The 19,836-nt window shown below is 73.2% G+C and carries 17 protein-coding genes; 7 read left to right on the top strand and 10 right to left on the bottom strand.

Annotated elements, in window-relative coordinates; all coding sequences use genetic code 11:
* Positions 1-86 precede the first annotated feature (86 nt).
* The 7 genes from AC5P1B_RS27940 (at position 87) to AC5P1B_RS27910 (ending at position 8,085) form a co-directional block, all read left to right on the top strand.
* Positions 87-722: a histidine phosphatase family protein gene (locus AC5P1B_RS27940; protein ID WP_493890599.1), complete on the top strand. Its 636-nt coding sequence runs from the start codon at positions 87-89 to the stop codon at positions 720-722.
* Positions 719-1,516, top strand: coding sequence for a DeoR/GlpR family DNA-binding transcription regulator (locus tag AC5P1B_RS27935; protein WP_493890598.1), 798 nt, complete (start codon positions 719-721; stop codon positions 1,514-1,516). The genes AC5P1B_RS27940 and AC5P1B_RS27935 overlap by 4 nt, the downstream gene beginning before the upstream one ends.
* 177 nt (positions 1,517-1,693) lie before the next feature.
* Positions 1,694-2,986, top strand: coding sequence for an MFS transporter (locus AC5P1B_RS27930; protein WP_493890596.1), 1,293 nt, complete (start codon positions 1,694-1,696; stop codon positions 2,984-2,986).
* 45 nt (positions 2,987-3,031) lie between these two features.
* Entirely contained in the window at positions 3,032-4,504 is a 1,473-nt protein-coding gene (locus tag AC5P1B_RS27925; RefSeq protein ID WP_493890594.1) for an FGGY-family carbohydrate kinase, read from the top strand.
* Positions 4,505-4,739: 235 nt separating this feature from the next.
* Positions 4,740-5,135 (top strand): TOBE domain-containing protein, encoded by a 396-nt coding sequence (locus AC5P1B_RS27920; protein WP_493890593.1) that lies wholly within the window; start codon positions 4,740-4,742, stop codon positions 5,133-5,135.
* A gap of 134 nt (positions 5,136-5,269) precedes the next feature.
* Positions 5,270-6,037, top strand: a complete 768-nt coding sequence (gene modA / locus AC5P1B_RS27915; protein ID WP_493890592.1) for a molybdate ABC transporter substrate-binding protein — start codon at positions 5,270-5,272, stop codon at positions 6,035-6,037.
* A 32-nt stretch (positions 6,038-6,069) separates the two neighbouring features.
* A complete protein-coding gene (locus AC5P1B_RS27910; RefSeq protein ID WP_493890591.1) occupies positions 6,070-8,085 on the top strand; it encodes an ABC transporter permease in 2,016 nt (671 codons plus the stop codon).
* Between the two features lie 173 nt (positions 8,086-8,258).
* On the opposite strand, the gene AC5P1B_RS27905 is transcribed toward AC5P1B_RS27910, so the two are convergent.
* The 10 genes from AC5P1B_RS27905 to AC5P1B_RS27860 all read right to left on the bottom strand — a co-directional run bounded on the left by AC5P1B_RS27905 (position 8,259) and on the right by AC5P1B_RS27860 (position 19,767).
* The gene (locus AC5P1B_RS27905) at positions 8,259-8,495 is read right to left on the bottom strand and encodes a hypothetical protein (RefSeq protein ID WP_493890590.1); all 237 of its coding nucleotides are present in this window, start codon (positions 8,493-8,495) and stop codon (positions 8,259-8,261) included.
* Between the two features lie 80 nt (positions 8,496-8,575).
* Positions 8,576-9,013 (bottom strand): hypothetical protein, encoded by a 438-nt coding sequence (locus tag AC5P1B_RS27900; protein ID WP_493890589.1) that lies wholly within the window; start codon positions 9,011-9,013, stop codon positions 8,576-8,578.
* A gap of 391 nt (positions 9,014-9,404) precedes the next feature.
* The gene (locus AC5P1B_RS27895; protein ID WP_493890587.1) at positions 9,405-10,226 is read right to left on the bottom strand and encodes an endo alpha-1,4 polygalactosaminidase; all 822 of its coding nucleotides are present in this window, start codon (positions 10,224-10,226) and stop codon (positions 9,405-9,407) included.
* Positions 10,226-10,918 (bottom strand): spherulation-specific family 4 protein, encoded by a 693-nt coding sequence (locus AC5P1B_RS27890; RefSeq protein WP_493890585.1) that lies wholly within the window; start codon positions 10,916-10,918, stop codon positions 10,226-10,228. Before AC5P1B_RS27890 ends, AC5P1B_RS27895 begins: the two co-directional genes overlap by 1 nt.
* Positions 10,915-11,820, bottom strand: coding sequence for an NAD-dependent epimerase/dehydratase family protein (locus AC5P1B_RS27885; protein WP_493890584.1), 906 nt, complete (start codon positions 11,818-11,820; stop codon positions 10,915-10,917). Before AC5P1B_RS27885 ends, AC5P1B_RS27890 begins: the two co-directional genes overlap by 4 nt.
* A 9-nt stretch (positions 11,821-11,829) precedes the next feature.
* Complete coding sequence (locus tag AC5P1B_RS27880; protein ID WP_493890583.1) at positions 11,830-12,543, bottom strand: nucleotidyltransferase family protein; 714 nt, start codon at positions 12,541-12,543, stop codon at positions 11,830-11,832.
* Positions 12,544-12,667: 124 nt separating this feature from the next.
* Complete coding sequence (locus AC5P1B_RS27875; RefSeq protein WP_493890582.1) at positions 12,668-13,777, bottom strand: SDR family NAD(P)-dependent oxidoreductase; 1,110 nt, start codon at positions 13,775-13,777, stop codon at positions 12,668-12,670.
* 254 nt (positions 13,778-14,031) lie between these two features.
* Positions 14,032-15,588, bottom strand: coding sequence for a hypothetical protein (locus AC5P1B_RS27870; RefSeq protein ID WP_493890580.1), 1,557 nt, complete (start codon positions 15,586-15,588; stop codon positions 14,032-14,034).
* Positions 15,585-17,138, bottom strand: coding sequence for a GT4 family glycosyltransferase PelF (pelF, locus tag AC5P1B_RS27865; protein WP_493890579.1), 1,554 nt, complete (start codon positions 17,136-17,138; stop codon positions 15,585-15,587). The genes AC5P1B_RS27870 and pelF overlap by 4 nt, the downstream gene beginning before the upstream one ends.
* A 454-nt stretch (positions 17,139-17,592) precedes the next feature.
* Positions 17,593-19,767 (bottom strand): hypothetical protein, encoded by a 2,175-nt coding sequence (locus AC5P1B_RS27860; RefSeq protein ID WP_493890578.1) that lies wholly within the window; start codon positions 19,765-19,767, stop codon positions 17,593-17,595.
* Positions 19,768-19,836 lie beyond the last annotated feature (69 nt).

Raw genomic sequence — 19,836 nt, 5'->3', positions numbered from 1 at the left:
ATCGCTGACGTGAAGAAGCAATGTCCGGTGACCGGGAAACTTCCCTTTCCGGCCGCCCGGGCAACCGAGCCCCGGAGGTTCCCCAGATGAGCGCACGGCTGCTGCTCGTACGGCATGGCGAGACGACGTGGCACGCGGAGAACCGCTACGCGGGCAGCTCCGATGTCGCCCTGACCGGCAGGGGGCTGCGGCAGGCCGAGGAGCTGGGTGCCTGGGCCGCGCGGCGGGAGCGCCCCATCGCGGCGGTGGCCTGCTCACCGCTGAGCCGGGCACGGCTCACGGCCCGCCCCGCGGCGCTGGCGCTCGGCGTCACCCCGCAGGTCGTCGAGGGTCTGCGCGAGGTCGACTTCGGCTGGGGCGAGGGCCGCACCATCGCCGAGATGGAGGCCGAGGACCCGGAGGCGGTACGGGCCTTCCGGCGCGACGCCGACCTCGGCGCGTTCCCCGGCGCCGAGCCCACCCGGGCGGCCGCGGAGCGCGCCCGGGCAGGCTTGCGCCAACTGGCCGCCGCGCACCCGGAGCAGACGGTGCTGGTCGTCGCGCACAACACCCTGTTGCGCATGGCGCTGTGCGCGCTGCTCGGCCTGCCCGTCGGCCAGTACCGGAGGGTCTTCCCACGCCTGGACAACGCGGCCGTGACCGAGATCGGCATCGACGGCGAGCACACCGCGCTGTACTGCCTGAATGTGCCGACCGCCGGTACGCGAGACTTGACGGCATGACGACGACCGGCGCATCGGGCGCGACCGCCCGCCCCCAGGAAGCCCGCAGGCAGCTCATCGCGGAGCACGTACTCGCGCACGGCACGGCGAGCGGGGCGGAGCTCGCCGAGCTGACCGGGGTCAGTCTCATGACGGTCCACCGCGATCTGGACGAGCTGGCCAGGCGCGGCGTGCTGCGCCGCTTCAGGGGCGGCGTGTCGGCCCTGCCGTCAACGGTGTTCGAGAGCAACCTCGACTACCGGATGGGCGTGCACATGACGGAGAAGGAGTCCATCGCGGCGACCGCCGCCCAGCTCGTCGAGCCCGGCATGTCGGTGATGCTGGACGACTCCACGACCGCCCTCGCGCTGGCGCGGCTGCTGCCCGGTGCCGGCCCGCTGACGGTGGTGACGAACGCGCGGCGGGTCGCCGATGTCTTCGTCGGCGAGGACGAGATCCGGCTGATCGGCCTGGGCGGGGAGTACTCGCGGACCCATGACTCGTATCTGGGTGTGCCCTGCGTGGAGGCCGTCGAGGCGCTGTCCGTGGACATGGTGCTGGTCAGCACCTCGGCGATGGACGCACGGATGACGTACCACCAGGAGCAGGACGTGGTGCTGGTCAAGCGGGCGATGCTCGCCTCAGGCACCCGGAAGGTGCTGCTGATGGACCGGTCGAAGATGGCGCGTACGGCGCTGCACCGGCTCAGCCCACTGGACAGCTTCAGCCATGTGGTGGTGGACGCGGGCGCGGACGCCGACCTGGTGGCGGCCGTACGGGAGCGCACGGACGTCCTGGTCGCACCCGCCGCCTGACCACTGGCCGGCCTCGCCCGCGGCTGTCGGCCGGGCGGGCGCGACGCCGCGCCCTGCCCCGGCCGGGCGCACCGGGAATCGGACGAACACTCACTCCTAAACCATTGCATGTTAACTTCACATTGACGATGATGTGTTTCCCCCGCAACACATCTCACCTCACTGTGGAGGTAGGTCATGCCCTGGGACCGCCTAGGCATCCCCCGTCCCCTGCTCTTCGGGTATATAGGCGTACTGATCTTCATGATCGGCGACGGAGTCGAAGCTGGTTTTATCGCGCCGTTCATTGAAGATAACGGCGCGGGGAGTGATGTTCGCGCCAGCTATGTGATCACGGTCTACGGCGTGACCGTCATGCTCGCCTCCTGGCTGTCCGGGGCGCTCTCCCAATTGTGGGGTCCGCGCCGGGTCATGCGGCTGGGGCTCGCCGTCTGGATCATCTTCGACGTCCTGTTCCTCGTCTTCGGCGTCGGCCAGGACAACTACGCGCTCACGCTGGTCTGCTACGGCCTGCGGGGCTTCGGCTATCCCCTGTTCGCCTTCGCCTTCCTCGTCTGGATCACCGCCACCACTCCCGTGGCGCGGCTGGGCACCGCGGTCGGCTGGTTCTACTTCGCCTTCACCGGCGGCCTGCCCACCCTCGGCTCGCTGACGGCCAGCGTCACCAACCCGCTGGTCGGAAAGACCGGCACCCTGTGGGTGGCGCTCGCGCTCATCGCGCTGGGTGGCGCGTTCTGCCTGCTCGGCGTCCGCGACAGCGCGGGTGCCCGGCGCCTGGCGCCACCCGGCGTCAAGCCCGTCCAGTCCCTGCTGTCCAGCGTCTCCATCGCCTGGCGCAACCCCCGCGTCGGCGCCGGATGCCTGGTCCGCGTCATCAACACAGCGCCGCAGTTCGGGCTGTGGGTGATCCTCCCCGACTTCTTCACCGACGACCTGGGCTACAGCGACGGCGACTGGCTGCGGCTGCTCGCGATCACCTTCGCCACCAACATCGTCTTCAACCTGTTCTTCGGTGTGATCAGCGACCGCATCGGCTGGCGTACCACGATCGGCTGGTTCGGCGCCGTCGGCTGCGCGTTCAGCGTGCTCGCCCTGTACTACCTCCCCAAGGAGGTGTCCGGCAGCTACGCGGTGGCCGTCGCCGCCGGAATGCTCTACGGGGCGACACTCGCCGGGTTCGTACCGATCTCCGCGCTCATGCCGTCCCTGGCACCCGACAACAAGGGCGGCGCGATGGCCCTGCTCAACCTCGGTGCGGGCGCCGCGGCCTTCGTCGGCCCGGCGATCGTCAGCGTCTTCCTCGGGCCGCTCGGCCGCGACGGCATCGTGCTGATCTTCGCCGGACTCTACGTCGTGGCCGCCCTGCTGACGCTCTGTCTGAAACTGCCGGACGAACGCGCCGACCACGCCGACGGCGAAACCACCGGCACCGGCCCGCTCCCGGAGCAGGCCGCCGGGACCCGCGCCTGAAGGGACCGGCACCCCCACGCACCCGCGCGAAAGGAACTCCCGCACATGGACCAGAACACCACCAGCGCCGCCCCCGCGATCCCCACCGTGGCCGGTATCGATGTCGCGACCGCGGCGGTGAGGGTGGTGTGCGTGGACGCGGCCGGTGTGCTCCGGGCGGAGGGCTCGGCGCCGCTGCCCCAGCCGGTTCGCGGCACGGGCGGCGAGAGCGAGCAGGACGCGCGCGCCTGGTGGCCCGCCGTGGCCGCCGCTCTGCGGCAGGCCACCGCGGCGCTGCCGGGCGGCGGCCGGGAGGTCGTCGCCGTCGCCACGGCCGCCACCTCCGGCACCCTCGTGGCCGTCGACGCGGCCGGGCAGCCGGTCGGCCCCGCGCTGATGTATGACGACCGGCGCGGCGCCGGGGACAACGCGCTCGCCCAGGAGCTAGGCGCGCCCCGCTGGGCGCGCCTTGGCCTGTCGGTCGGCCCGACGGCGGCGATCGGCCGGGCCGCCTGGTACGCACGGCACCACGCCGCAGCGGGAAGGCAGCTGCTGCACACCCCCGACCTGCTCAACCGGCGGCTCACCGGGCACGCCGTGGCGAGCGACTGGAGCCACGCGCTCAAGACCGGGTACGACCCCCGCGCCGAGGAGTGGGCCGGGGAGGTCTTCGACGCCCTCGGCGTCCCCCCGTCCTGGCTGCCGCCGGTGCAGGCCCCCGGCACCGAGGTGGGCACGGTGTGCGCCGCGGCCGCTGCCGAGACCGGGCTGCCCACCGGGTGTTCGGTGCGGCTCGGCATGACCGACGGCTGCGCGGGCCAGATCGCCACGGGGGCGGTGCGTCCCGGCCAGTTCGTCGGCGTGCTCGGCACGACGTACGTCCTCAAGGGCGTCACCCGGGAACTGGTCGCCGACCCCACCGGCGCGCTCTACAGCCACCGCCATCCCGACGGCTGGTGGCTGCCCGGCGGCGCCTCGAACACCGGCGGCGAAGCCCTCGCGGCGACCCCGGCCGAACGGCTGCCCGCGCTGGACGCCGCCGCCGGGGAGCGCGGGCCCGCCTCGCATCTGCGGTATCCGCTGCGCCGCGCGGGCGAGCGTTTCCCCTTCGTCTCGGGGGAGGCCCGTGGTTTCACCGTCGGGGAGCCCGTGGACGAGGCCGACGCCCACCGCGCCGCGCTCGAAGGGGTCGCCTTCGTCGAACGGCTGGCGCTGGAACGCGTACAGGAGCTGGGCATCGAGGTCACCGGACCGCTGCACGCCGCCGGTGGCGGCAGCCGCAGCCCGCTGTGGACCCGCGTCCGGGCCACCGTTCTCGGCAGGCCGCTGAGCGTCACCGACCGGGCCGAGACGGCCTTCGGCGCGGCGCTGCTCGCCGCTTCGGGGACCCTGCACCGCGATCTCGCGGCCTGCGCCAGGGAGATGGCCGGTACGGGGCGGACGGTGGAACCGGTGGAGCGGGAGCGCGCCGCGCTCGACGACGCGTATGGCCGGTTCACGGCGGAGCTGCGCACCCGGGGCTGGCTCGCGGCCGCCTGAGCCGACGGGGGTGGACACGGCCCGCCGCACCCCACCATCACCGCGCGCCGACCGCCGGGGCGCGGGGTCGCGGGCTGCCGGGTCGCGGGCTGCCGGGACGCGGCGGCTGGGCTCATCCCAGCCGCGCGACCGATGCCCACGACGGTAGGAGCATCCTCTATACGAGGCCGCAGCTGCCAGGCTGAAGCGACGAAATATTTGTAGCTGCGACCTGACGTGGCTTAACGTGCCGCATATGCAGTCGTACACCATCGGCCAGGCAGCGCCCCTGCTCGGCGTCAGTCCGGACACCGTGCGCCGCTGGGCCGACGCGGGGCGGATCTCCACGCACCGCGACGAGTCCGGGCGGCGGCTGATCGACGGGCGGCATCTCGCCGCGTTCTCGGTGGAGCTGGCGCGATCCGCCGCCACGGAGGACGACGTGCCGTACACCTCGGCGCGCAACGCCTTCCCCGGCATCGTCACCGCCATCAAGCTCGGGGACGTCGCCGCCCAGGTGGAGATCCAGGCCGGGCCGCACCGGCTGGTGTCGCTGCTGACCAGGGAAGCCGTCGAAGACCTCGGCCTTGAGGTGGGGGTGCGGGCGACCGCCCGGGTGAAGTCCACCAGTGTGCACATCGACCGGGTCTGACCCCTGTCCGTCAGCCCCGCCCCCGGCCCCCGCGGCTCCCTCTCCCCCGCCGTCCGTCCCCGGCGCCCGCCTCGCTGAGCCTTCCGCGCCACCGCGTGCGGCAGGCCGGCCGCTTCCCCAAGGAGCCGACCTCCATGCCGTTCGCTCTCACCAGGCGCCGCGCCGCCGCCGCGCTGACCGCCGCCGCCCTCCTGCCGCTCGCCGCGTGCGGGGCCGACGACGAGAAGAGCTCAGGCACCACCGAAGTCACCGTGCTCGCCGCGGCGTCGCTCACCGACGTGTTCGCCAAGGCCGGTCAGGCGTACGAGAAGGAGCACAAGGACGTACGGGTGAAGTTCTCCTTCGCCGGTTCACAGGATCTGGCCGCACAGGTCAGGCAGGGCGCCCCCGCCGACGCGCTGGTCACCGCCGATACCGCGACCATGGACAGCCTGGAGTCCGAAACCGGCACGCCCACCGTCATCGCCAAGAACCGCCTGGTGATCGCCACCGGCAAGGGCAACCCGAAGAAGATCAAGGACGTGGCGGGGCTGGCGGACGACGGCCTGAAGGTCGTGCTCGCCGCGCCCGAGGTGCCCGTCGGGCGCTACAGCCAGCAGGTGCTCCGCTCGAAGGGCGTGGACGTCGAACCGGTCTCGCAGGAGCCGAGCGTGCGGGCCGTGCTGAGCAAGGTCAAGCTCGGTGAGGCGGACGCCGGCCTCGTCTACGTCACCGACGCGGCCACCGCCCACGACACGGTGGACACCGTGGCCATCCCCGACGCGGACAACGCCATCGCCCGGTACCCGGCGGCGACGCTGAAGGCGTCCCGGCACGACGCGGCGGCCGACGGCTTCGTGAAGTGGCTCAGTTCGGCGAAAGCCCAGAAGATCCTGCGTGACGCGGGATTCCAGCGCCCCTGAGCGATGAGGGACCGGCACAGATGAGAAGAACCATGCGGAGAAGCACCCAGCGCGCTCCCGGCCGTGGCACCCCGCTCGCGCTCGCCGTCCCCGCGGCCGTGGCGGTCGCGCTGCTGCTGCTTCCGCTCATCGGCATCCTGGTCCGCACGTCCTGGACGGATCTCGGTACCCACCTCCGCGGTCCGGCCGTGACCGAGGCGCTACGGCTGTCGCTGATCGTCTCGTTCTGGGCGCTGGGGCTGTCCGTGCTGCTGGGTGTGCCACTCGCCTGGGTGCTGGCCCGGGTGTCCTTTCCCGGCAAGACGCTGGTGCGGTCGCTGGTGCTGCTGCCGATGGTCCTGCCGCCGACGGTCGGCGGTGTGGCGCTGCTGCTGGGTTTCGGCCGCCGGGGGCTGCTCGGCGGTCCGCTGGAGGACTGGTTCGGGGTCACGCTGCCGTTCTCCACGGCGGGCGCCGTCATCGCGGCGACGTTCGTGGCGATGCCGTTCCTGGTGATCAGCCTGGAGGGCGCGCTCGCCGGGCTGCACACCCGGTACGAGGAGACCGCCGCCTCCCTCGGCGCCTCCCCGCTGCGGGTGTTCCGCACCGTCACCCTGCCGCTGGTGGCACCGGGGCTCCTCGCGGGCGCCGCGCTGACCTGGGCCCGTGCGCTGGGCGAGTTCGGGGCGACGATCACCTTCGCGGGCAACCTCCCGGGGGTCACCCAGACGCTGCCCCTCCAGGTGTATCTGCTCCTCCAGGAGGACCCGGAGGCCGCCACGTCGGTGTCGCTGCTGCTGCTGGCCATCGCGATGGCGGTCCTGGTCGCGCTGCGCGGCCGGTGGACGGTGACCGGACCGGCGGCGCGGGGGGCACGGAGGGCGCGCGAGGACGCGTCCGGTGACGGCGCCGACGGCCCGGGCGCCTCCCTGGCCGGGGGTGACGCGCCGCCGCCGGACGCGGTGCACGCCACGGGGCCGGACTGGGGCGGCGCGTCACCGAAAGGCGCTTCCGCCGACTGGCCGCTGCACGCCACGCTCACCGGCTTCAACGAACTCGTCCTCGACGCGCCGCCCGGCACCACCATCGCCGTCGTCGGCCCCAACGGTGCGGGCAAGACCACCTTGCTCCGGGCCCTGCTCGGTCTGACGGACCGCTCCCTGGCCGCGCTGCGCCTCGGCGCCGACGACGTCAGCGACCTGCCCCCGCACCGCAGAGGCGTGGCCTGGGTCCCGCAGGACGGTGCGCTCCTCCCGCACCTGACCGCGCTGCGCAACACCGCCTACGGGCTGCGCACGCACGGCGTGGCGAGGGCCGAGGCGCACCGCGTCGCGCAGCTGTGGCTGGACCGCCTCGGCGTCGGCGCTCTGGCGCACCGCAGGCCCTCCCAGCTGTCCGGCGGTCAGGCCCAGCGGGTCGCACTGGCCCGTGCGCTGGCGGCCAGGCCACGACTGCTGCTGCTCGACGAGCCCTTGGCGGCACTCGACCAGACCACCCGCGCCCAGGTGCGGCACACCCTGCGGCGCCATCTGTCCGGCTTCGGTGGCGTGTGCCTCATCGTCACCCACGACCCGGTGGAGGCGGTGTCGCTCGCCGACCGGGTGCTGGTCCTCCACGACGGCCGTGCTGTGCAGTACGCGACACCGGCGGAGGTGACCCGGCATCCGCGGTCGCCATGGGTGGCGCGGATGCTGGGCCGCAACGCGTGGCCGGGGTCGGCGAGCATCAGCGGCCTCGCGCTACCGGGAGGGGGGCGGCTGGTCGCCGCCGAACCGCTGCCCGTCGCCGCCCCTGGTCCGGAGCGGACCGACGCACTGGCGGTCTTCGGCCCCGAGGCTGTCTCCGTCCACCGGGAGCGGCCCACCGGCAGCCCCCGCAATGTGTGGCCGGGTGAGGTCAGGGAGATCACCGCCGTCGGCAGCAGACTGCGGGTGCTGATCACCTCGGCCGAAGCCCCCGACCTGGTCGCCGAGATCACCACGGAAGCGGCCGTGGAACTCGGCCTCGCCGAGGGCGCCCGGGTGTGGACAAGCGTCAAGGCCACCGAAGTCACGCTGGTTCCGCTGTAGGGCGGCGCGCCGCCCGCCGCGGCCGGACGCGGCCCCGGAGTGCTGCCGCCGCACAGGCGGCAGCCCGAGGCCGGTGACTCAGCGCGCACCGCGCGGCCACCGCGGGCCGCCCACGCCCGCACGCACGCGCACCGGCGGCGACAGCACCCAAGTCGCGGCGCGGCGGGCACGCGTCACGACGACGGCGCGTCCGGCGCGCCCGCCGGGACCGCTTCCACCGGCACGCCGAGGTCGCGGATCGCCGCGATCTCCGCTTCCGGGGCGCGGGTCGGGGTTCCGCCGCCGACCTCGCTGGCGAGGTCGGCCAGCTGGGTCTTCGGTGCCGTGGCCGAGTTCAGGAAGAGCCAGACAGCCTTCTGGCGGTGGGCGGAGACGACGTTGGAGATGGCGATTCCGGTGCCGCCGTACACCGGCCGCGCGGGCCGGTCCCCTGGGCAGCGGGGCGTAGCCCACCTTGCCGGACAGCGCGGCCTCGTCGGAGGCCGCGTACTCATGCCAGTTGGGGCACATAGCGATCCGGCCGGCCCGGAAGGCGGCCCCGAGCCGTGCCAGTCCAGGTGCGCGAGCCGGGGTCGGCGACGTCCAGCAGCAGCCGGTAGAACTCGGCTCCCGCGACGGCCTCCTCCGAGCGCGGCAGGCACCGGCCGGGGTCCGTGGTGCCGAGGCTGCCGACGCGCGTGCCGTCCTCGAAGTAGTCGCCGCAGTAGGACCAGAGCACGTTGGAGAAGTCGCACATCAGGGCGTCGTGCTGCTTGGCCTGGTGGCCGGTGCCGCAGCGCACCTCGTCGGCGTGGGCGGTGAACCAGCGGGCGGTCTCGTAGTACTGCTGCCAGGTCGAGTCCGGCGAGGGTGCGGGGTCGTAGCCGAGGTCGTCGCTCATGCGCCGCCGGTATCTGGCGAACAGGTCGGCGCGGTACTGCCAGACCATGGTCGGGCTGTCGTACGGCAGCGCCAGGATCTTGCCGGTGTCCTGGAAGCGGCCCGCGGCGTCGAGGTGGGTGAGGCCGATCCGGTCGCCCTGCGGCGTGCCGGGTCAGGCGGTTACTCCGTCATCGTCCTCATCGCTAGGACCGGCCGGCTCACCGCGGCCCAGCGCGTAGAGCGCGGGGCTGATGGCGGCGCGGGCGGCGGCGAGCCACCCGGTTGGCGCGCGGGCGCGCGGGTGGGGCTGACCCGAGGAGCGCGTAGTCGAGGCCGCCGTCACCCTCGCGGGCGCGCGCGGGCAAGGGGGCTGAACTAGTTACAGGCGGCCGTGATGTCGGCGGCCGGGCCTCGCGGGCGCGCGCGGGCGGGGCTGACGCCGCCGCCCGGCACGGCCGTCAGCAGGGGCGGCGCCACACGTCGAGGTCCAGTCGCTTGCGCATCGAACTGAGGCCCAGCCGCTTGGCCGTGGGGCAGAACTTCGCCACGGGCAGTTTGTACTCGACGTGGAAGACGGCCTTGTCCGCCTTGATGAACGGCGTCAGCTTCCCGCACTCACCGAACTCCGCGCACTCCTCGTTGACCGCGAAGTCGAAGTGAGGCACAAGCTCCGGGATCTGGTCGAGGTCGTTCTTGAGCCCGACGGCCAGCCCCCGCTGGTGGGCGAGAGTGGAGAGCATGCGGTTGTAGGCGATCTGGTGGGCGCCGGTGAGCGGGAAACCGGTGCGGTTGCGATAACCGTCCATCAGGTCGGGCTCGACGGCGTCGAAGCCCTTCTCCCGGCACATGTCCATCCGCTTGGCCATCAGCGGGCGCAGGGTGTCCAGCTCGCGGATGTCCAGCCAGCGTTCGCCGTCCCAGCCGTTGCCCTCGCCGCGCACGGACTTCGGGAAGGCGTCCGCGTCGGGGCGCCAGTCCTCCCAGGCGCCCGCGTTGATGTAGCAGATCACCTTCCGGCCCTTGGCGTGCAGCTTGTCCACGGTCCGCGCGTCGTTCTCGAAACCGTCGATGTCGTAGACCGGCGCGTCCACGCTGATGTTGGCCGGGCCGTCGAGCTGCCACTGCCAGTCCGTACCCGGCTTCGGCTGCCAGTACTTGGCGGCGGGCTTGTCCGGCCGCTCGCTCGGGCGCGGGTCGTCCGGCGTGTCCTTCTCGCCCGCGCATCCCGCTACGGCGAGCAGCGCCGCCGCCAGCAGTACCGCCCCGACGCGACGTGCCATCACCGGCCCTCCCCCACTGTGGTGTCCCCTGACAGCGGTGGATACCGCCATGGATTGCTCCCCTTCCCCGGCACGGCGCAGTACACCGCCGCACCATGATCGTACGCTGTACGACCCACGCGCTCGTGCTCCCCGTCTGGCACCGCGTACACCAGGTGGCACAGGCGCCTCGGATCGTGGCCCGCTGTCCACGGGGGCGTCTCGGCCCGCTGGTAGGTGTCCCAGCTGCCCTCGAAGGTGACGAGCAGATCGGCGATCCGGGCGTACGCCGGGTCGGGATGCGTGCCGTGGTTCAGTACGGCGGTGCGCGCGCCCAGCAGCCGCGCCGCCGACACCAGCCGGCGGTAACGGGGCACCAGGGCGGCGTGGTCGGCGACCTGGTCGAAGAAGACGCCGTCCACGCCGTACCAGCGGCGGTGCCTGCGGACGTCGGCGAGCACCGCCCGCGACGGCCGGTGCCCGTAGCCGGTGTCGACGTAGCCGAGCACCGGCACACCCGCGTCGCGCAGCGCGCCCGCCACCGTACGGAAGGCGGGGTCGGGCCTGTCGCCCGGCCCGTCGGCGGCGTTGAGCACCACCGCGTACAGGCTTCGGGCGTGCGTGAGGAGCGCCCGCCAGGCCGCCGGGTCCACCGCGGGGTGGACGTACAACGGGACCAGCAGGCGCCCCTCACGCCCCGTGCCTGAGGTCACGGCCGGAATTCCCCTACGGGTGTGGGCGTGGCGTTCCACAGGTCGGCCAGTGAGTCCGTGAGGGAGCGCCGTGGCCGCCAGTCCAGGGCGCGGGTGGTGACCGTGATGTCGGCTCGCTGCCGGGAGACGTCCGCCGAGCGCTCGGAGCCGTCGCCGCTCTCGTCGATCCGGCCGAGGAACCCGGCGGCCCGCGCGAGCCCGGTCGCCACGGCCCTGACGGGCTTGGCGAGGCCGCTGCCGACGTTGAGCACCGGGGGCAGCGGCGCCGCGGCGACGGTGGCGAGGGTGATGGCCCGTGCCACGTCGCGGGCGTCGACGAAGTCGCGGTAGGCGGACAGGTCGCCGACGCGCACCGTGCCATGGCGCCCGGCCCGCGACAGCAGTGCGGCGAGCCGGCCGGGCAGGCCGGTCGTGGGCGCGCCGGGCCCCACGGGGTTGAACACCCGCAGCACCACCGTGTCGAGCCCGGAACCGGTGACGGCGATGGTCCCGGCGAGCTTGGTGGCTCCGTACAGGCTGACCGGGCAGGTCGGCCCGGCCTCGGTGAGTGCCAGGCTCGACGGGCAGGCGCCGTACTCGGCGGCCGATCCGATGTGGACCAGGCGCGCCGCAGGAGCGGCCTCCTGGAGCGCGGCGCACAGTGCGGCGGGACCGCGGGCGTTGGCCCCGGCGAGGGCGAGCGCTCCCCCGCCGACCGCTCCCGCGCAGTTGACGACTGCGTCGGGGCGCAGCTCTCGCAGGGTCTCAGCGAGGTGTTCCGCGCCGATGGTGGCGAGGTCGACGTGCACGTCGGTACCGGATGAGCGACTGCCGGTGAACACCCGCGCGCCGGGCAGGGCGCGCAGATGCTCGACGGCGTGCGCACCGAGGAAGCCGGTGGCACCCAGGACGAGAATGCGCATGACGGCCGCTCACGCTCCCTTGATGAGGACGCCGCGCCGGGCGGAGAACTCGGCGTTGGCCCGGTCGTAGTCGTCGGGCCGTCCGATGTCGAGCCAGTACCCGTCGAAATCGTAGGCGTGCGGCGGCGTTTCGGTCTTGAGCAGGTCGAGGACCAGCTCGTCGAAGCCGAGCGGCAGACCGGGGGCGTACGGGTTCAGCGTGTCACGGGAGACGCCGTAGACACCCATGGAGACGCGGTAGTCCATGCTCGGCTTCTCCGCGAAGCCGACGACCCGGCCGGCGTCGGTGGTCAGCACCCCGAAGTCGATGTTGACCTTGCGGGCGTAGGTGGCGATGGTCAGTGGCGCTTGGGCTTCCGTGTGGCTGCGCAGCACCGCCCCGAAGTCGAGGTCGGTGAGGATGTCGCCGTTCATGACGAGGAAGTTCTCGGGCAGCCGGTCGAGCATGGTCAGCAGCGGGCCCATGGTGCCCAGGGGGCTGTCCTCGGTGCTGTAGCCGACGCGTATCCCCCACTGGGAGCCGTTGCCGACATAGGCCCGGATGATGTGCCCGAGGTGGCCGATGGCCAGGGTGCAGCTGGTGAAGCCGGCGTTGGCGAGTTGGCGCATCACGATCTCAAGGATCGCGTGCTGGTCGCCGATGGGCACCAGGGGCTTGGGCAGGGCGGTCGTGTAGGGGCGCAGGCGGACGCCTTTGCCTCCGGCCAGGATGACGACGTGCATGAGGGGTCCTCTCTCTCGGAGCTAGCTCGTGGACGGCGGATAGCCCGCACGGGGCGGAGAGTTGACGAACAGGATTGGCGAGCGGAGTCGGCTAGCGGAGTTCGTGAGCGGAGTTGACGGGACGTCAGACGTGGTAGATGTCGGTCTTGTAGCGGGCGAGGTTCGCCGGGTCCCGGAAGAAGTCGATGGTGTGTCCGAGGCCCTCTTCGAGGGAGTGGGCGGGGGCCCAGCCGGTGGCCGCCCGCAGCCGGGACGCGTCGCAGACCAGCCGCATGACCTCGGAGTCCGCGGGCCGGATGCGCTGCGCGTCCTCCCGCACGTCGATGTCGCGGTCCATCAGCTTGCCGATGAGGGTGACCAGTTCGCCGATGGAGATCTCACCGCCGGTGCCCGCGTTGAAGGTGCGGCCGACGACGCTGTCGGCCGGGGCGGTGCCGACGGTGAGGAAGGCGGCGGCGGTGTCCTTGACGTAGCTGAAGTCACGGGTGGGCCGCAAGTCGCCGAGGGTGATCGTGCACTGTCCGGCGGCGAGCTGCCCGATCACGGTGGGAATCACCGCCCGCATGGACTGGCGGGGTCCGAAGGTGTTGAAGGGACGCAGCGTGACCACGGGGGTCTCGAAGCTGGCGTGGTAGCTGTCGGCGAGCCGGTCGCCGCCCGCCTTGGAAGCGGCGTACGGCGACTGGGTGTTGATCGGGTGGTCCTCGCTGATCGGCACGGTCTGCGCGGTGCCGTACGTCTCGCTGGTGGAGGTGTGCACCATGCGCGGGATGCCGAGGTGGCGCACCGCTTCCAGCACGTTGAGGGTGCCGGTGACGTTGGTCTCCACATAGCTGTGCGGGGCGCGGTAGGAGTACGGGATCGCGATCAGCGCGGCCAGGTGGTAGACCGCCTCGACCCCGGTGACCAGGCCGTTGACGGAGCCGGGGTCGCGGACGTCGCCGAGGATGACCTCGACGTGGTCGAGCACGTCCTTCGGCAGTGTCTCCAGCCAGCCGAAGGACGAGAAGGAGTTGTACTGCACCATCGCCCGAACCGGGTGGCCCGCCTCCACCAGCGCCTCCACCAGGTGGGAGCCGATGAAGCCTTCGGCTCCGGTGACGGCGACGGGCCCGGCAGCGGGCGCGGGGCCGGGGGTGGCGGTCTCGGTGGGCGCGGTCGTGGCGGTGGACACGGAGGCCGGGACGGACGCGGGGGTGGCTGCGGACGGGGACGGGGACGGGGACGGGGACATGCTGGTGCTCCGATTCTCGTGGTGGATCACTGGTTCGTTCGCTGGTTCGTTCGCTGGTGGCGCGGTGCCGTTGTGCGGTGCCGGTACGTGCGGACGGTGTTCGTACCTACCGGACGCGGTGCCTGGTGCGGGTGCGTGGTGCGTGGTGGTACGCAGGGGCAGCCGCCTCGGAGCGCGCATGGGGGTGCGCTGCCTTGGCGCGCGCTGGGGGACGCGTCGTTACGTCGCGCGTGGGGGCGCGTGGTGCGTGGGGTTCAGCGGTGGGTCGTGATGCGGCCCAGCAGGGCGGTCGCCGCGACGACCAGCACGACGGCCGTGCCGCCGCAGGCCGCCAGCTGGACGTGGAGCGGTGCCCAGGTGTCGAGCGCGAGGGGGACGGTCTCCACCGCGGCCGCCGCGACGCAGGCCAGGGCGGGTACCCAGGCGGTACCGAAGGCTTGCAGCAGCAGGCCGGTCCACATCACCGCGCCGAGCGCCAGGATGGACAGCAGCCGCCCCACGCCCAGTTCTGGCCCGTGCGGCCACAGCTCGGCCGTGGCCCAGACGAGGACGCCCAGCACGGCGAGGTAGCCGGTCAGGCACCGGACGAGGACCCAGAGCGCGCGCAGCACAAGGCCGGTGGCTGTCGTGCTGCGGCACAGAGCGGCGAGCGCCAGGCCGCGGCACCGGTACAGCAGCCACTCGGCCGCGCCCATGCTGAGCGTGAGGGCGATGACCGAGGGTCCTGTCAGCGCCGCCCCTGCCCCGTACCGCAGGACGTCGCCGAGGACCGCGACCGAGGTGAGGACCGCGCACCCCAGGCCGAACAGCCCGTACGGCACGGAGGAGACCAGCGGCGGTCCGGCCGGTGCCTGCCGCCGCTCCGCTTCCTTCCCGGCCGCCTCCGTCCCGGCCGTCTCCTTCCCGGCCGCTTCCGCCGCCGCTGCCATGGTCCGCACGATGACGCGCGCCGCGGCGAGCGCGGCGGCGACGACGGTCGCCAGCGGCAGTGCGACGCGGAGCACCGAGGGCAGGTCGGCCCAGAGCAGGGCGACGGCGCCCAGCGCTGTCGGCAGCAGTGTGCACAGCAGGTCCCGTTCGCGACCGAGGACGAGCAGCGCGGTGGCCGCCGACAGATAGACCGACTGACCGGCGGCGAAGGCGATGGCCGCGCCGGGTCCGGGCAGCGTGAGGGCGGCCAGGAAGGCGAGCAGCGCGCTGAGCGGGCCGCCGAACCGCAGGCACGCGGCGGCGGCGCTGTCGCCGCCGATGGCCAGCCAGCGGTAGGCACGGTGGGCGAGTGCCTGGTTCCAGGCCCAGCCGACCAGCGCGGCAGCGGCCAGCGCGCCCGTCCCCGCGGGCAGTCCCAGGGTCCCCGGCGGGCCGTTGAGGAAGGGCGTGCAGAGGACGTAGCCGAGGCCCGGCAGGGTGAAGATCAGCCCGCGCAGCAGGGACCGGCCGGGGGCTACCCGCCAGGGGTCGGGGCGCTCGGGCGGTTCTGGGAAGCCGCGCGGGACGCGGCCGTAGAGCTCCGTGGCGAGGGCGAAGACGTCGGGCCGTCCGTAGCGCTCGGTGATCTGCTCCCCCGTCAGACCGTCGGCCTCAAGGAAGGCGGCTATCTCATCGGGGTGGACGGCGGCGGCGCACATGTCGGCGAGCCGGTCGGCGAGCTCGTCGAGCGGGTCCGACGCCCATGACGGCACGGCGTGCGGCGCCCCGGTGGGGCGTTCGGGGGCCCGCTGCGCGGGCGCGCTCCCGGGCGGGGCCCAGCAGGGACCGGAGCGCGGCGGTTCGGCCGCCGTGCCGGGAACCAGCCGTAACGGGCCGCTCATCGGGTACCTCCGACAGCGATCGGCTGGGCCCATGAGGGCCGTACGGTGCCCGGGGTGCCCGGGGTGCCCGGGGTCCGCGAGGCGCGCGCGGGCTGGGTCCGCTCCATACCGCGATCGGCCAGTCCGTGGTAGATCTCGCGGAAGGTGCTGATCGTCTGGCGGAGTGTGAACTGGTCGATGACCCGCAGCCGTGCGCCTTCGCCCATGCGCGCCCGCTGTCCGGGGTCGCTCAGCAGCCGCAAGGCGGCGCGTGCCATGCGTTCCGGGTCGCGGGGCGGGACGACGAGTCCCGTGTCACCGACCGCTTCGCGCACGCCGCCGACGTCGGTGGAGACCGTGGCGCGCCCGCAGGACATGGCCTCGATCAGCGTGAAGGGAAAGCCTTCGCTGACGCTGGAGAGCATGACGACGTTTCCCGCCGCGTACGCGTCCCTGATGTCATCGACGCGGCCCTCGAAGGTGACGGCGTCGGCGACGCCGAGTTCGGCGGCGAGCCGTTCGCAGCCTTCGCGGTAGGACTCGGCACCGCGCGGCGTGCCGCCGAACAACCGCAGGCGCGCGTCGGGCAGTTCGCCTCGTACGGTGGCGAAGGAACGGATGAGGGTCTCCAGGTCCTTGATCGGGTCGACGCGCCCCGCCCAGCTGAGCGTCGGCGTGGCGGGCTCGGGCCCCGCGGGTGGGAAGGCGGCGGGGTCGACGCCGTTGTAGACGGTGCGTATTCGTTCCGGCGGAGTACCGCCGCGCTCTTCCCAGCGCCGGTTGTAACGGTTGCCCGGGGTGACGAGCGCGGCGCGGCGGTAGCTCTCCTGGGCCAGCAGCCGGAAGAAGCCGAGCATGAGCGCCTTGACCGGCCACCGGTACGGCTCGGTGCGGAAGCCGAGGTAGCGCTCGCGCAGGTACACGCCGTGCTCGGTCAGCAGGAACGGGGTGCCGTACCGCTGGTGGGCGACGAGCCCGGGCAGCGCGGCGAGCCCGCCGCTGACCGCGTGCGTCACCGCGCCGAGCGGCGGCTGCCCGGCCAGCGGCCGCAGCGCGTGCTCCAGCAGGTCGGTGGCGGCCAGGGCGTCGTGCAGGGTGGGGCGGGCGGCGGCGGTGCCGAACCGGGGCTGGTTCCACAACCCGGCGAGGGTGCGCGCCGCGCCTTCCGTGGACAGCGCCGCCGACAGCGTGCCCTGGCCCCCGTGGTCGGCGAGGCGGTACAGGGCGTCGGGGAAGGCGCGCTCCTGGCCGGGGTCGATCAGGGCGGTGAGGAACTCCTCGTAGTCGGCGAGGAAGCGGCGCAGTTCCCGGCCACGAGGGGCGGGCCGGTCGGCGGGCGGCCCCCACAGCGGCAGGTTGGTGACGCCGCGCACGTTGTGGGGCGGCTGCCAGGCCAGCGGTTCCCTGCCGGTGGCGGTCACCGCCATGACGTGGAAGTCGACGTCGGGCATTCCGCTGACCAACTGGTCGCACCACACGCTGACTCCGCCATGGCTGTGCGGATACGTGCCTTCGGTGAGCAAGGTCACCGAGGTGCTCGGTGACGGCGGTTCGTCGTGCGGTCCGTGCATGGTCGTTCGTGCTCCCAAGGGGACGATGCGGTGCCCTCCGTCCGTGCCGGGGAGCGGCCCGGCGCGGGGTCGGCCGTACGCGCCTGACCGGTCCTGGGGAGGACCTCGGTGCGAAGGGCCGGAGGGAGAGCGGTGCGGTGTTCGGGCGTGCGGTGTTCGCGGCGCCGCGTACGGGTGCCGCGGGGCTCACGCCCGGCGCGGGCGTGCGGCGTCGCGCCCGCGCCCTTCGCCGGGCGCGGGGTGGCGGGTGCTTGCCGGGCCGGTGGTGCGCCCCGGCGGGCGCCGAGCGGGGCGCCGCCTGAGCGCGCCACCGGGCGCCGACCGGTGGCCGGCCTGACCGGCCTCGTCGGGACCGGGCCTGGACCGAGCGGGGGTACGGGCCGGGCTGGGGGCCGCGGCGTCCTGCCCCTGCCGACGCGTGCCGCCCGGTCGGACCGGGTTCGGCGGCCTGCGGCTAGTGCCGCGTATCGGCGGGTCCGTAGGGCACCGGGTGCCGGACCCCGGCGGGGACCGGGAGCTTCCTGGCCGGTGCGGCGACGGGTGTGGTGGGCGCCGGGGCGCCCGGGTCGGCCGGCGTTCCCGCGTCGGTCAGGGTCAGCGTGACCTGGCTCTGTCCACTGCCGGGAGCGGCCCAGCCGGCGCGCAGTCCGGCGTAGGGGCTGCCGAAGGGCGTACTGCCGTCACTGCGGGTCTGCTGGCTGCCAGGTGGCAGCGTCGCGGTGATGTCCGTTCCCACCGGGGCGGTGACGGTGACGGTGCCGCCGATCCGGTAGCCGCTGACGCCGCCGCCGTTCAGCGCCCGCTTCCATGCCGCCCGCTGCCGCAGCTCCGTCCCGATGTCCCGCATGCGGGAGTTGACCAGGGGCGTGTTGTCGGCGTAGAGGGCGGCGTAGTCGCTGAGGACGCGGTCGAGCGCCGGGTAGGCGATGCGGTCCTCGGCGAGGTTCGACTGGTGGATGAAGTGCGGGCGGGGGTCGTTCGACAGCGCGTGGGAGAGCCCGATCCTGGCCTCCAGCGGGACGATGTACGACGCGAAGCCCGTGGCCGTGTCCAGCGGGGCCTTCAGACAGGTGGTGTTGGCGGCACTCTCACACGTCCCGCTGCCCCCGTCCGCCTTCTTGGCGTAGATCCAGTTGTACTCGTCGACCTGCTCGGCGGTGCGGCCGGCGTTGTAGAAGATGTTGATCGGGTAGCGGGGCACGGTCAGCGCGGGGCCGACGGTGCGCTGCTGTGCTTCGCGTGAGGTGTCGCTGCCGAGCCAGGTGACGCCGGTCTGGCTGAGGGCGGGGGCCAGCTCGGGGTTGTCCTGCGGCTGCTGCGGAAGCGTCGCGAGCCCGGAGTGCTCGCCCGTCACCAGCTCATAACGGTCGACGCCCAGTCCCTGCCGGGCGGCCCAGTCCAGGTTGTCCCTGATCTGCGCGCCGATGGTCCAACGGCTCACCCACCGCACCCGGCCCAAGAGGTCGGTGGAGCACTTCCACGGCACGACGGTGACGTCCTGCTGGCAGCCGAGGTAGAGGTGGTTGTACGTGTGGTTGATCCAGCGGAAGCCGGCCTGGTCGGCCAGGAGCCGCTCAGCGAGCGGGTCGGAGCCGGCGTTCTCTTCCCTGTGGGCCTCGCTCCCGCCGCCGTTGTACGCCATGTCGAGGGTGAACCCGCGCGAGGTGGACCAGCTCCGTGCGTACTCGGCGTCCTCGGCGGTCATCCGGATCGGGTCAGGCTCGGGTGCGCTGTCCGACGCGCAGTCCACATCGCCGGGTGTGCAGTTCAGCTCGGTGTCCCAGCGGTCGTCGGCGCCGAAGACGTCGTCCACGTGGACCGCGTAGTAGTTCCGGTCGGCGCCGAGATGGACACCCTGGGTCATCCACACGACGATGCCGCGCGCCAGCAGCCGGTACTGCCGCTGGTGCTGGTTGTAGACGAAGGTGACGACCAGTTCGCGACGGCCGTCATGCGCGTACTCGCCTACGAGGGAACCCCGGGCCGCACTGCCCGCGAGCGGCGCGTCGACGTAGCTGGTGAACTTCGCGCCGTCCGCCTGCTCCGCGAGGGGAACCGCCAGGTAGCCGTAGCTCTCGGTGACGGCCGGGTCGTTGTCCTCGAACAGTACGTCGCCGTCGAGGTAGCCGAAGGGCCCGGCCGTTCCTGCTGCGGTCACGCGCGCGGTGCGCCCGTCCAGCGTCCCCGTGTACCCGGGGTTCTGCGGGTAGTTCAGCCCGACGTCCGGCCTGGCGTAGGTGTACGCGTCCACCTGCCGGATGCCGAAGCGCTTCTCGTACGCGGCGAGCGCCGTCATCTCCGCTGATCCGGCGCCGAACGGGTTGTCGTTCGGCAGCACCACCGCCTGGTACTTGGCGCGCGGCCTGCCGTCCACGGTGTCGCTCAGGAACGCGGCGTCGACGCGGGGCCGCCCGCTGTCACTGAGCTTGAGCGTCGTACGCGGAGTGCCCGCGCTGTCGAGTTCGGCGTTGATGGCGGCGGTGGCGGGACCTCCGTCGTCCACGACCAGGACCCGCAGGTCGATTCTCGGCAGTACGTCAGCGGGCGCGCCGGCCGCCATCGCCGGCAAGCCACCAACCAGCAAAGCGGCAGCCGCGCATGCGGCGGCCAGTCGGGTCACCTGACCCATGATGAGTTCCCCCCCAAGGGAAGCCGACGCCCTGCACTGGCGCCGACCTGACTACGAGCCGCACAGACA

The organism is Streptomyces sp. A01 (genome assembly GCF_059026195.1).
Note: the sequence above shows the minus strand (reverse complement) of the source record. Positions and strands in the feature narration are given on the sequence as shown.